Annotated in this window: 11 protein-coding genes; 1 reads left to right on the forward strand and 10 read right to left on the reverse strand. The window is 61.9% G+C overall.

Annotated features, from left to right (window positions below; genetic code table 11):
* Positions 1-71 precede the first annotated feature (71 nt).
* From HJC04_RS21720 to HJC04_RS21750, 7 genes are all read right to left on the reverse strand, one after another.
* Positions 72-1,784 (reverse strand): glycoside hydrolase family 32 protein, encoded by a 1,713-nt coding sequence (locus HJC04_RS21720; RefSeq protein WP_221147065.1) that lies wholly within the window; start codon positions 1,782-1,784, stop codon positions 72-74.
* A 4-nt stretch (positions 1,785-1,788) separates the two neighbouring features.
* Positions 1,789-2,682, reverse strand: a complete 894-nt coding sequence (locus tag HJC04_RS21725) for a carbohydrate ABC transporter permease (protein WP_210632053.1) — start codon at positions 2,680-2,682, stop codon at positions 1,789-1,791.
* Positions 2,675-3,607, reverse strand: coding sequence for a carbohydrate ABC transporter permease (locus tag HJC04_RS21730; RefSeq protein WP_221147066.1), 933 nt, complete (start codon positions 3,605-3,607; stop codon positions 2,675-2,677). The genes HJC04_RS21725 and HJC04_RS21730 overlap by 8 nt, the downstream gene beginning before the upstream one ends.
* A gap of 89 nt (positions 3,608-3,696) precedes the next feature.
* Positions 3,697-4,989 (reverse strand): sugar ABC transporter substrate-binding protein, encoded by a 1,293-nt coding sequence (locus tag HJC04_RS21735; protein WP_221147067.1) that lies wholly within the window; start codon positions 4,987-4,989, stop codon positions 3,697-3,699.
* Between the two features lie 36 nt (positions 4,990-5,025).
* Entirely contained in the window at positions 5,026-6,030 is a 1,005-nt protein-coding gene (locus HJC04_RS21740; RefSeq protein WP_221147069.1) for a LacI family DNA-binding transcriptional regulator, read from the reverse strand.
* 78 nt (positions 6,031-6,108) lie between these two features.
* Entirely contained in the window at positions 6,109-7,962 is a 1,854-nt protein-coding gene (locus tag HJC04_RS21745; RefSeq protein WP_221147070.1) for an ABC transporter ATP-binding protein, read from the reverse strand.
* Positions 7,963-8,395: 433 nt separating this feature from the next.
* On the reverse strand, positions 8,396-8,716 hold the full coding sequence (locus HJC04_RS21750) for a hypothetical protein (protein WP_221147071.1): 321 nt from the start codon (positions 8,714-8,716) through the stop codon (positions 8,396-8,398).
* A gap of 260 nt (positions 8,717-8,976) precedes the next feature.
* Between HJC04_RS21750 and HJC04_RS21755 the strand changes: the two genes are divergently transcribed.
* The gene (locus tag HJC04_RS21755) at positions 8,977-9,873 is read left to right on the forward strand and encodes a universal stress protein (RefSeq protein ID WP_210632059.1); all 897 of its coding nucleotides are present in this window, start codon (positions 8,977-8,979) and stop codon (positions 9,871-9,873) included.
* 169 nt (positions 9,874-10,042) lie between these two features.
* Here HJC04_RS21755 and HJC04_RS31870 read toward each other — a convergent pair whose 3' ends face one another.
* The 3 genes from HJC04_RS31870 to HJC04_RS21765 form a co-directional block, all read right to left on the reverse strand.
* The gene (locus tag HJC04_RS31870; protein ID WP_247241774.1) at positions 10,043-10,585 is read right to left on the reverse strand and encodes an MFS transporter; all 543 of its coding nucleotides are present in this window, start codon (positions 10,583-10,585) and stop codon (positions 10,043-10,045) included.
* A complete protein-coding gene (locus tag HJC04_RS31875; RefSeq protein ID WP_259668915.1) occupies positions 10,542-11,237 on the reverse strand; it encodes an MFS transporter in 696 nt (231 codons plus the stop codon). The genes HJC04_RS31870 and HJC04_RS31875 overlap by 44 nt, the downstream gene beginning before the upstream one ends.
* Before the next feature lie 100 nt (positions 11,238-11,337).
* Entirely contained in the window at positions 11,338-12,033 is a 696-nt protein-coding gene (locus tag HJC04_RS21765) for an NrtR DNA-binding winged helix domain-containing protein (protein WP_221147073.1), read from the reverse strand.
* Between the last annotated feature and the right edge of the window lie 38 nt (positions 12,034-12,071).

Genomic DNA, 12,071 nt, shown 5'->3' on the forward strand with positions numbered 1-12,071 from the left:
CTCGACCGCGGTGTCCATTCGCAACGGCCGCCGCCTCGGCGGCCGTGCTTTTCCCGGGGCTGCCTCGCAGATCAAAGACTGAGTTGCCAGATTTCGGCGGTAAGCAGATTCCCTTGGGGCGCGATGAGACGCACCGAGCTTACCCCGCTGAAGCCGGGCAGCCGCTTGGTTCCGGTCCAGCGGCCATCGTCGGCGAAGACCTCGATCGAACCTGCATCGAGGAATATCCGGATGGTCGACGGGCGCGCGCCGGCGGCGATATAGCGTGGCGACACCTTGGCATTCGCCACCGAAAAGGGAATGCTCAGTCCATCGTCGTTCAACAGGACCTCGACCGCGGCCTCCGGATGTTCGAACGTGAGGCGCAACGCCTTGCCCGGCTCCTTGAGGGTGAGCAGGATTTCGACGGCACCGTTGGTAAGACCGACGGGCCGGCCGTCCAGAAGTCCATCGGCATCCAACCGGCGTTGCCGCAGGCTTTCCACGCCGGCAACCGGCGGCGTGATCAGCGCTCCGCCACGCAATGCCAACCGGCGCGGCAGCGTCATCGCCGTCGCCATATCGATGTCTTTGGAGACATCGGTCCAGTTCGCGAGCCATGCGATGCCGACCGGACCGCTATCATCGACGAAGGCCTGGAAGGCATAGGCGTCAGTGCCGAAATCCAGTTCCTGTTCGAATTCCACGGAGAAGCTGCGGCCATCGAAATGGCCGACGGTCGCAATCGTCATATTGCGCCGGCCCGTTGCCGGGTCGCGGCTTGTGAGAAGACCGAAAATCAGGGCCCAGCGCGTTGACGGGTCGTTCGCGGGACCGTCGAGAGGCACCAGGCAGGGGCACTCCGCCGCCGTCATCCCGAAGCGGTTTTCGCGATGGAGAATGCCGAGGAAGGTCCATCCCGTTGCCGCAGCCGGATCGTCCGTTTCGTAAAGCAGGATGACGCCGCCCTCGCGGTCCCGCGTGCCGAGCAGCATCTTCCATTTATCGTCCGGACCCATGAAGACATAGGGATCGCGGAAGTCGGTCGTCAGGCCGAGCCCGGCGGGGCGCGCCGGCAGGATCAGGCTTGCCGGTTCAACGTTGACAAGATCGCGGCTGGTGGCCGTGAACTGAACCTGCTCCTCCGGCTGCCGGTCCTTCAGATGCTCGGTGAAAAAGATGCGAATGCCGGCGCCATCGACGGGAATCGCCGAGCCGGAAAATGCGCCGCCGCGCCCATCGGCCCGCGCGGTGAGCTCGTCCGAAGGCGGAAGAAAGATTGGAAGATGCGTCCAGTGAAGGTAATCCTCCGAGACCGCATGCCCCCAATGCATATTGTTCCACCGAAGACTGTGAGGATAGTGCTGATAGAACAGGTGCACCCTGCCGCCGAACCTTCCAAACCCATTGGGATCGTTCATCCAGCCGAAAGGCGGGCGGAAATGATAGCCGCCGGCAGCCTCGGGCGCGGCATTGGCAGGCCTGACATGCAGCAGCCTTACGCCCTCATCGAGAACGCGGGACTGACGGAAGGCATAGAGAACCGAGACTTCGGTTGTGACAGGGTCGTAGGAGAAGGCAGTTTCTCCGCCGCTTTCCAGCGTCAGCGGCCGAAACTCGAATTCATGGGGATTTGACGTTTCGACAGCACCGGCCGGATCGCCGTCGACATGTGCGCTCAGCCTTCCCGGCGCGCCACCATGCGAGGCCTTTATCCAGGCATGGATCGTGCTCCCCGCCGGCAGGACGGCGCTGATCGTCTCCAGCCCGCCTTCATCGGACGGAGACATCACTTGTCTTGTCATCAATTCAACCTTTCACGGCAGAGCCGATAAAGGAACTCACGAACCAGCGCTGGAAAACGAGGTAGAGCCCCAGGATCGGGATCATCATCAAAACGGAGGCGGCCATCGCGCGATCCCAGTAGATGCTGTCCTGCCCGAAAAAGGTCGCGATGGCGACGGCGATCGGCCGGGCATAATCCGTCTGCGTCACGAGGATTGGCCAGAGATACTGATTCCAGGTCTCGATGCCCATCAGGATCGATACGGTGGCAAGCGCCGGCAGGCTGAGCGGCAGGAAAATCGAGCGGTAGGCCCGGAAAAAGGAGGCGCCGTCCATCTCGGCGGCTTCCAGCAATTCCTTCGGCAGTTGCGTAAAGAACTGGTAGAACAGGAAGATGTAGAGCGGGCTCGCGACCCAAGGCACGATCTGCACCGCGAAGGTGTCGGACATTCCCGCCCTGGATACCATGATCACGAGGGGCATGATGATGCTTTCCTGCGGGATCACATAGAGCGCGATCACCACCGCCAGGATCACCGCTCGGCCGCGGAGCGATCCCCAGGCCAGGACGAAACCGGCCATCGAATTGACGATCAGGCCGGAGCAGACCGTGGTGACCAGGATGATCAGCGAGTTGATGAGGTAACGGCCGAAGGCGAGTTCGCCCGAGAGGTGGCCGACCTCCGCATAGTTGGAGAGCGTCGGGTTCGAAACCCAGAAGGCCCGGAAGCTGCCCATGTCGGCCAGGATCTGGAACCGATCGTCCTTGAGGCTCGCCACGACCAGGAGCAGCAATGGAGAGACGATTACCAGGGCGATAATGAAGATAGAGACCGTCTGGATGGTGCGCAAAACCCTTGCGACGGAGCGAGGCCGCGCAGCGCGGGCCTGCGGGATCGAGAGAGCGATATCAGACATCGAAGCGCCTCAGGAGCTGGCGCTGGATCAGCGCGATGATGAGAACGATGACGAACAGGATGACCGAGACGGCGGAGGCATAGCCCATCTTCTGCTCCTCAAAGCCGGCGCGGACCATGTAATGCACCACCGTTTCGGTGCTGCTCTTCGGCCCGCCCTGCGTGAGGATGGCGACTTGGGTATAGAGCTTGAACGCCTGGATGGTGGTGATCACGAGGACGAAGACATGGGTGGGCCGCAGGCCGGGCATGGTGACATGCCAGAAGCGTCGGAAGGCGTTGGCGCCGTCGATCTTTGCGGCATCGTAGAGTTCGTCCGGGATTCCCTGAAGCCCGGCAAGGTAGACGATCATCTGGAAACCATAGGCCTGCCAGGCCGAGAGCAGAACGAGCGAGAACATCGCCCATTCGGGATCGCCGAGCCAATCGATCGGCTGGATCGCGCCCCCGGAGAGAAAGCCGAGGATCTGGTTGAACGGTCCCGTGGGATATTGGAATAGGGTTCCCCAGATGACGCAGACTACGACCATCGACGTGATCGCCGGCAGGAAGAACATGCCGCGCAGCAGATTGCGGAACGGCAGCTTCTGATGGAGCAGCAGGGCCGTTGCAAAAGCCAGGCCGCATTGCACCGGAATGATCCAAAAGGTGAAGCGCGAGACGTTCCAGAGAGCCGTCCAGAAGAGATCGTCCTGGAAGATGCGGATGAAATTGTTGAACCAGACGAAGCGGACGGGCGTCGGCCGGGGCACGAGAGGCTGGTTGGTCATCGCCGTCCAGAAAGACAGGAGGAACGGCACGATCAGAAAGACGGTCAACAGAATCACGGCCGGCGCGAGCATGGCCGCTTCCTGCATCAGCCGTCCCTTGTCACGCCGGAGCGTTATTCGAGCGGATCGCGACGATGTCGATTGTTGCATGGCCATACAGCTCCTCCTCTCCAGGCGTGATGTCGGTTCCGCCTTGCGATGTCACACGGACACATCGCAAGGCTCCGATTGGTCGGCGAGGGCGATTATTGCTCGTCACCGAACGGCGGGTATCCGTCATTGTCCTCGATGTCCTGGTCGATCTTCTTGGCGGCTGTTGTGAGCGCCTCCTTGGGATCGCCGCCATTGAACACCTCGTCGACGGCTTGCATGAAGGCCGACGTGATTGTGGGATAGGCTGGATGCGGCGGACGTGCGACGGCGGTCTTCGATGCCTGTTCGAAGGCGATCGCCATCGGACCGCCATCGGCATAGAGCGGAGACTCGGCAGCGAAGCTCTTCAATCCGGGGTAGCCGGATTGGCTTGCGACATAGGCCCGGTATTCCTTGTCCTTCAGCAGGAAGCTGATGAACTTAGCCGCGATATCGGGATGTTTCGATGTCTTGGTGATCGCCCAGATCCAGGTGCCATTGGGGCTTACGCTCTTTGCGCCGAACTTCGGAAGCGGCAGGACGACGAGGTTGTCCTTCATGGCGGCTACCGCCTCCGCATAGACCCAATGTCCGCCGAGCGCCAGGGCCGCCGGATTGCCTTCGGCGTAGAACTGGTTGGTGCCGGCCGACTGTGGCACGACCCAGCCGTTCTTAACCCATTTCTGCATCATCGCGAGTGCATCGACGCAGGCGTCGCTGTCGAGCGTGCCCTCGGATTTCCAGACTTTGCGGTCGATCAGATCGCAGCCGGCCGATTGCAGGATGGGGCCGTAGGCATAGGTTATCCATTCGGTCTTGATGCCGTAGCCGCGGAAGGTGTCAATCGGCCATTTCACGCCATCGAGCTTCGAGAGCTTCTCGAGATAGGTTTCGAACTCCTCCCGCGTCCAGGCATCGTCGACGGATTTCGGGATGCGGGCGCCGATCGCTTCGAGATATTTCTTGTTGCCGTAAAGAACGACGGAAGAGTCCGTCAGGCCGATCGCATAGAGATCCTTGTCGATCGGATATGTGCCCTGAGCGATGTTGGACTCCGTCATGTCGTCGAGGACGTCCTTGTCGATCAGCGGCTTGATCGGCTGCAGATAACCCGACCAGACATAATTGGCGAGGAACGGCGCATCGAGTTCCATGATGTCGGGCAGCTGTTTGGCCATGACGGCCGCGCTGAACTTCTCGTTATAGGCATCGTGCGGCGCATAGATGAACTGGACATCGACATCGGGATTGGCGGCCTCGAAGCGCTCGGCCACCTTGCCATAGGCGGCGACAAAACCGGGATCGCCCTGATGCATGACCTGGATCGCCGTCTTCTCGGCTGCGACAGCCCATGTGGCGGCCAGTGCCGACGACAGGATCAGGGACTGAAGTAAACGTTTACCCATTAGAAATCCTCCTCAATTGAATGGGCCTTCCTCAATTTACACGGATGCCCGCTCCACCAACTGGAACGGCAGTTTCTGCACCCCGGCCGGGGGCCGGTGTTCGGCAAGCAGGATGTGCGCGGCCTGCCGGCCCATGGCGCGGTGGGGAAGCGCCATGGTGGTCAGCGGCGGATCGAGACGCGAGGCGATCTCGACCTGATTGTCGAAGCTCGCGACGGCGACATCATCGGGAATGGTCGCGCCCGAACGGCGCAGGGCGGCATAGACCTCCATCGCCACGCGATCATTGCCGCACAGGATGGCATCGGGACGTCGCGGACCCGTCATGAGATCATGCACATGCTGAGGAACAAGGCTGTGTGCCCGGTCGCTGTAGATGGCCTTGCTGACGGCGGGCAACACGATGGCCCCTGCCCCACCGATGCCGGCGTGATCGAGCGCCTGGCGAAAACCGAGTTCGCGCAGTTCCCCGGCGAGAATCCCCGGCAGATTGATGAAGGCGATATTGCGACGGCCCGCCTCGATGAGATGGGCCGTAATCTCGGCCGCCGCTCCCGTTTCATCCGGCACCAGCGACGTCACCCGGTCGTTGGCGTCGCGGCAGTTGATCATGACCCCGACCGTGTCGGCAAATTCGGGCGGCAGGTCGACGCTCTTGTGATACATGGCGGCATAGGCAATCGCCCGCGGGCGAAAGCGCCGCATCTCATCGAGGATCGATCCCACGCTGCGGTGGCCGCTGAGCGTCATGGCGAAGACGGCCATGTCGGAAGCGCGCACGGCGCCGTCGAGCCCCCTGATGATCTCAGTCGCGAAGGGTGACGTGATCAGATCATCGGCAACGAGCCCAACGAGTGGCATCCAGCCCTGCCGCATGCTGCGCGCGGCGAAGTTGGTGACATAGCCGAGTTCCTCGGCGATCTCCTTGATCCGCTGGCGCGTTTCGTCCGACATACGCGCCGAGCCGCCATGCAGGGCGCCTGACACGGTCTTGACCGAAACGCCTGCGCGGGCGGCTATGTCGTTGAGTGAAGCGGTCACGGGTCTCGCCATGGGTTATCGATTACCCAAACAATACTCATCGTCCCTGGCCGAGTCAAGCGGCAGCGCCGGTTCCGTTCAATCGATCTCCTCGGGGATGAAACCGCCGGTCTGGCGTTTCCACAGGCGGGCGAACAGGCCGTCCTGCTCGACCAGTTTCTCCGGGCTGCCCTCTTCGACGATGCCGCCGTGGTCGAGCACGACGATCCGGTCCATCCTGGCGATCGTCGACAGGCGGTGGGCGATGGCGATCACCGTCTTTCCCTCCATGACGAGGTTCAACCGGTCCTGGATAGCGGCTTCGGATTCGCTGTCGAGCGCCGAGGTCGCCTCGTCGAGGACCAGGATCGGCGCATTCTTCAGGAGCACGCGGGCGATTGCGACGCGCTGGCGCTGGCCGCCCGACAGTTTGATGCCGCGATCGCCGACGAAGGCATCGTAGCCCTTGCGGCCTTCGCTGTCGGCAAGATCGGCGATGAAGGCATCGGCGCTCGCCATCTTTGCCACCCGCTCGATCTCTTCCCGCGTCGCCTCCGGCCGCCCGTAACGGATATTGTCGCCGACCGAGCGATGCAGCAGCGCGACATCCTGGGCGATGACGCCGATCGCCCGGCGAAGGCTCGCTTGGGTGACCGCGCGGATATCCTGCGCATCGATCAGGATCGCGCCCTCGTTGATGTCGTAGAATCGCAGGAGCAGATTTGCCAGCGTCGTCTTGCCGGCGCCTGACAGACCGACGAGACCGACCTTCTCGCCTGGCCGGATCGTCAGCGACAGATTGTCGATGACGGGTTTGCCGGACTTGTAGGCGAAGCGGACGCTTTCGAAGCGGATTTCGCCTTGTTGCACCGTGAGGTTGGTCGCATCCGGCCGGTCGATGATTGTGGGTGGCGTCGTCATGACAGGCATGGCGTCCTTGATCGTGCCGATCGCCTGGAAGATCTGCTGGCCCATCTGCAGGAAGACGAAGATCTGCGACGACAGCCGGTGGAGGATATAGATCGCCCCGACGAACTCGCCGACCGTGAGGAAGCCTTTGACGAGGCCGGAAAATCCGATCGCCAGCATGCTCAGCCACAGCAGCGTATTGAAAATGACGACGGTCACTTCCGACGAGCGGTAGATGCGCTGTTCGCTGTGCTGCGTCTGCACCGCCTTGCCGATGATGCGGCGGATGGCGCCCGCCTCGCTGTCTTCGGCCGCAAACTGCTTGATCATCTGCATGTTGGTGTAGAGATCAGTGATGGCGCCGGCGACCAGGCTGCGCTGCTTGGCGGTGCGGCGCGAGCGCTCGACGAAGATCGGCACGATCCTCGCGGTGAAGGCGACGTTGAGCGTGATCCAGACGACGACGGGCAAAGCAAGCTGCCAGGCGAGCGCGCTCAGCAAAATCACTGAGCCCACCAGCTGCATCAGGAAGCGCGGAATGGATTGGAAGCCGGCGAGGATCTGCTGCTGGACGGCGGAGGAGACCTGCTGCAGCCGCGAGGAAACCTGGCCGGCATAGAGATCATGGAAGAAGGCAAGATCCTGCCGCTCGACGGCCTTATGACCCTGCCACTGGATGGCGGCCGGCATGGCGATGCCCAATGTATGCGAGTTCAGCGTATTGAGCACGAAAGACACGATCGGCATCACCGGAAAGATCAGAAAACCGAGAACGGTCAGTAGCAGCCATTCGCTGCGCAGGAAGACGGCAGCGCCCTGCTCAGTCACGCCGTCAACGATGACCGAGAGCCCCCAGACGATCGTCAGGTTGATCACCTCGAACACCATGGAGCAAAGCGCCAGCGCAATCAGCACACCGCGGAACATCGAGATGAAATGCAGGAGCACGGTGACCGGCCCCTTCGACGGCAGCGGTCGGTAGGGAATGTCGAGCGGCCGGATCAGGGTTTCGAAGGGACGATAGATCGCATCTGAAATCGACATGGGCCGCTCGGTCGAATGTTGAAATAAGGGCGAGGGACTCAATGCTACGCAGCCGGAGGATAGGATCACCTTGCGGCTGCAATCTCAACTAGAATTTTGGTGATTGTTCGCGGGCGGGAGGCTAACGAAAAATAGGGCTGGAGGGTGCGCGGATCGCGCGGAAATAGGTTAGCTTCTTATATCATTCTCAACGCCCTTCTCGGATGCGGCGTCTCTGCCTGGATGGCGCGGGCGCCCTCCGGCTTCCCCATCGTGACGCGTGCAGGCCGGAGGGGGAGGAGCCTCGAAGGACGCCTTCCAACGCTGCTCCTTGCATTCATCGGAAGTCGGCGCACCCGCCTCGTCTGTCGAGGCCCCTCGGGACACCTCAGTATGAGGCTCTCTTGAAAGCCGAACCCCGCCGAAGCGGGGTTCTTGGTGCGTGGCAGGCCGGTCAGTTGTTATGCGCCGCGCAAGCTTCGTCCATCGGAGTGGCGTTGCTCGTGCCACCCTGCGTCTGGAGGTTGGCGGAGTTGTTGACCGGGTTCGGGCACTTGGTCTTGTCCATTTTCATCGTGCCGCCGGTCGTCGAGCCGGTCGTGGTGGTATCCGTGGCCATCGGCTTCTTGGCTTTCATGTCGCTGCTTGCGCCACCGCCTTGATCGGCCTGGTTCTTGTCGATCGTGGCGCCGGCCGGAGCCGGATTGGACTGGGCGAAGGCTGATGTCGCCATGCCGAGTGCGAGAAGCGAGGCTGCTACGAGTTTCATACGCATCCTGATATCCTCCTTGGGATGTTGCGTGACTGGCCCATCCACAACCTCGCCAGGACATCATTGTTCCGCAGCTGCTGATGACAAATTGCGCCGCACCCCCCGACGCTCCATCAACACCCGCCATGATGGCTTTTCATCGCCGGCATTAGCCCTCCGATCTGTTCAAGCCTTTGGCGTGTTGCGGGCCACCAGGCGCGGGCGTATTATGATTTTAGGATTGGACCAGGAGCGATGAGTGATCATCGCGCACGGAGGTCCTGATGAATACGTCACCTTCAAACGGTCGCGACGCAAAAACGTTGCCCCCCGCGGTGATCTCGGCCCTGCGGGTCCACGAGTTGACCGCCCACGCGGATGTCATCGCCTTGCTGCCCGACCCGGCGAGTGCTCGCATCTGCCTCGATATCGCGGAAGACGCCGCTCGAGCCATCAATGGCAGCATGGCGGCCGCCCATGTCGGTGCAGATCCGGAACGGATGATCGCCGCACCCGAAGAAATCGATTTGCAGATGCTGCGCGACATGGACGAGGGTTCGCCACAACAACGCCTTGAGCGGGTGATAAGCGTCTTCGAGAGCTGGAAGAAAGTCAATCCGGGCCGAAGCGACCTGCTGCTTGATGATTGTCGCGGTGATCTCGGTCGCTGCGTCACATCCGAATGCCACGAGAGTGCACTGGTGGTCACGCCGTACCACGGCAACATGGATGCCCGCGATGCATTCCACGACCTGCTTTTCAACGAACGCAAGCTCGTGCTCGTGCCGCCTGCAGGCTGCTATTCCGGCCATCTCCTCCAGCGTGTCGTGATCGGTTGGAAACCGCACGATCATGCACGAGCGGCCGTCGTTGCCGCAAGGCGCTGGCTGGCGGTGGCGGAGCACGTCACCGTTTTGTGCGTCAACGACAAGCCCGACGGCAGCTATCAGTTTACCGCCAGGGAACTGATTGCGCAGCTCGGCTTGAAAGGCGACATCGTCGCGATCCGCTCGGAGGGTCGTCCGGTTGCCGAGGCCATTCTAGATTTCGCGGGTTCCGTTGGCGCAACCTGCCTGCTGATCGGCGCTTTCAAGCATAGCTATTTCCTCGAACTGCTTCTCGGCCGCGTCACTCGCTACCTGCTGTCGCACGCGAGACTTCCCTTGATGATGAAGCATTAGAGAGGTGCGATTTTCGTTCCCGCCGTCGATGGCGATTTTCGCGCGTGCCTTTCCAAGGAACCGCAGCGAACACTCCCCCGCTGCTCTGTGCCCCGATGATTCAGGGCCGCGAAGTGCTTATGCTTAGCGACGGTCGCGAAGCTGCGCAGGTTCAGAATCTCGCATGGGGCTATTCCGACCGGTTTGACTGCGTCTCCCGACGCGCTTCCCTTCGAGCCAGGAAAAAGATCGGAAGGGATGCAAGCTGCGCCGTTGCGACGAACGCGGCAAGCGCAGGCGTCGAGCGATCATAGAGCAATCCCGTTGCGACGCTGCCCAGCAGCCAACCTCCACCATAGGCCGAATAGAACATGCCGAACCCCAGACCCCGACGCCCTTCCGGGAGCAGCCCGGCGATGATTGCCTTCATCAGCGTGTCCTGCACCGCGTAACCGATGCCCCACAATGGCATTGCGATGACAGCCATCGCGAAGCCGCCCTGGAGTAGAAGCGGCGCGAAGCAAGCAGACAGCACGATCCCCACAGTGAGCGCCACCTTATCCGACCAGTCGTAGAGCCTGCCGAGGATCAGGTTGGCCGCCACCCCTGATCCGGTGGAGAAGGCAAGCAACACCGGGATCCATTCAGATGGGACGGTCCGAGTGCGCTCCAGATGGTATGCTCCGAGCTCATAACTGAGCAACCCGGCGGCAAAGAGCGCGCCGGCGCCCATGTAGAGCCAGTAAAGGCAGGCCTAGCGTTTTCGCCGTGGCGGTGCGGCCCTGCTCCAATCGCTCGGGAACGGGGAACGTCAGCCGCGCAGCGATGAGTGCCATGATTGCAAGCACAACAGAAATGGTTAGCAGGGCGTAGGCGGTTCGATAGTCGCCACGCAGGAACAAAATGAGAGCGGCAATCAATGGCCCCAGCGTCGCCCCCGCCTCGTCGAGGGCGGTATTGAGGCCGAAGGCCCAGCCTCGCCCGAGTTCGCCGGTGGTATAGGAGATCATTGTCTCGACCGTCGGCTTGCGCATGGCACGGCCAACCCGTTCGGCAATGATCAGGGCCCCCGCAAGCTCCCAACTCCCCGCCAGTGACATTGCGGGCACGGCGCAGAGATTGATCGCGTAGCCGGCAAAGGTAATCGCCCAATAGGCGCGGCTCCGGTCGGCGATCCAGCCGGCGACGGGCCGCAGCGCATATCCAAGGAATTCCCCTATGCCGGCAATGACGCTGATCGCAGCGGCACTCGCCCCCAGCATCGCAAGGAACTGGCCGTTGATCGCCGCGCCACCTTCATAGGTGAGGTCGCCGAAAAGATTGACGACTCCCATGATCAGCACGAAGCGGAGGGCGGACGAACCGCCACTATCGAGCCCTCTCATATGCGACTCCTTCTACCGCATCTATTACGCGGACGTTGCTCGCCTCTTCGACCGGCAGACGCAGCAGCGTCTCAACGCCTGATCCCTCAGGATGCAGAGATCAAATTCTGCGGTCGAAGAGCACCAGCGACCGGATGTCCTTCAAGCGGAACACCTGGGCGGGCCGATTGCTTGCCCGGCGCATCTCGCCTTCGACCGGCTCCAGGAAATCGGCTTCCGCCATGCGCTTTCGAAAAGCCGATTTGTCGAGCTTGCGGCCGAGAAGGCTCTCATAGACCGATTGCAGTTCGCTCAATGTGAAATGGGCCGGCAGCAGATGGCCGGGCAGGTTTGTATATTCGACCTTGCTCCGGATACGGCCGAGCGCCTCCTTGAGCAGGGACGCGTGGTCGAAAGCAATGGGAAAACCGACGCCCTCGCCCTCGACCGACCGCCATTCTGCCTCCTCGGCCATGGCGTTCCGCCGTTCCGCGACATCATCGGCCGAAAGCAGCGCGATATAGACGATGCTGATGCTCCAGCCTCTCGGGTCCCTGCCGGCGCTGCCAGTCGTTTGCAGCTGTTCGAGATAGGGTGTTTCGACGCCGGTCTTTTCCTTCAGCACCCGCCGCGCCGCAGCCTCCAGATCCGCATCCTCGTCAATATGGATCCAGCCGCCGGGCAAGGCCCATTCGCCGGAAAAGGGCGCGGCCGCCCGCCGGACGAGAAGCACGGCGAGCCCTTCCGACGACAGCGAAAAGATCGCGAGATCGACGGTCGCGATCGGTTTGAAGGCGTCGTTGTCGTGTGTGGTCATGGTGGGAAGATAGCACGCCTACGCCTTAGTGTAAATCT

It is taken from the genome of Rhizobium sp. NLR8a (genome assembly GCF_019685235.1).
Lineage (GTDB): Bacteria > Pseudomonadota > Alphaproteobacteria > Rhizobiales > Rhizobiaceae > Rhizobium.

Excerpts from the sequence above, each read along its gene's own strand:
- HJC04_RS21745 (WP_221147070.1), bottom strand. The coding sequence starts at position 7,962 with ATGTCGATTTCAGATGCGATCTATCGTCCCTTCGAAACCCTGATCCGG.
- HJC04_RS21765 (WP_221147073.1), bottom strand. The coding sequence starts at position 12,033 with ATGACCACACACGACAACGACGCCTTCAAACCGATCGCGACCGTCGAT.
- HJC04_RS21720 (WP_221147065.1), bottom strand. The coding sequence starts at position 1,784 with ATGACAAGACAAGTGATGTCTCCGTCCGATGAAGGCGGGCTGGAGACG.
- HJC04_RS21755 (WP_210632059.1), top strand. The coding sequence starts at position 8,977 with ATGAATACGTCACCTTCAAACGGTCGCGACGCAAAAACGTTGCCCCCC.
- HJC04_RS21750 (WP_221147071.1), bottom strand. The coding sequence starts at position 8,716 with ATGCGTATGAAACTCGTAGCAGCCTCGCTTCTCGCACTCGGCATGGCG.
- HJC04_RS21730 (WP_221147066.1), bottom strand. The coding sequence starts at position 3,607 with ATGGCCATGCAACAATCGACATCGTCGCGATCCGCTCGAATAACGCTC.
- HJC04_RS21735 (WP_221147067.1), bottom strand. The coding sequence starts at position 4,989 with ATGGGTAAACGTTTACTTCAGTCCCTGATCCTGTCGTCGGCACTGGCC.
- HJC04_RS21725 (WP_210632053.1), bottom strand. The coding sequence starts at position 2,682 with ATGTCTGATATCGCTCTCTCGATCCCGCAGGCCCGCGCTGCGCGGCCT.
- HJC04_RS31875 (WP_259668915.1), bottom strand. The coding sequence starts at position 11,237 with ATGAGAGGGCTCGATAGTGGCGGTTCGTCCGCCCTCCGCTTCGTGCTG.
- HJC04_RS31870 (WP_247241774.1), bottom strand. The coding sequence starts at position 10,585 with ATGGGCGCCGGCGCGCTCTTTGCCGCCGGGTTGCTCAGTTATGAGCTC.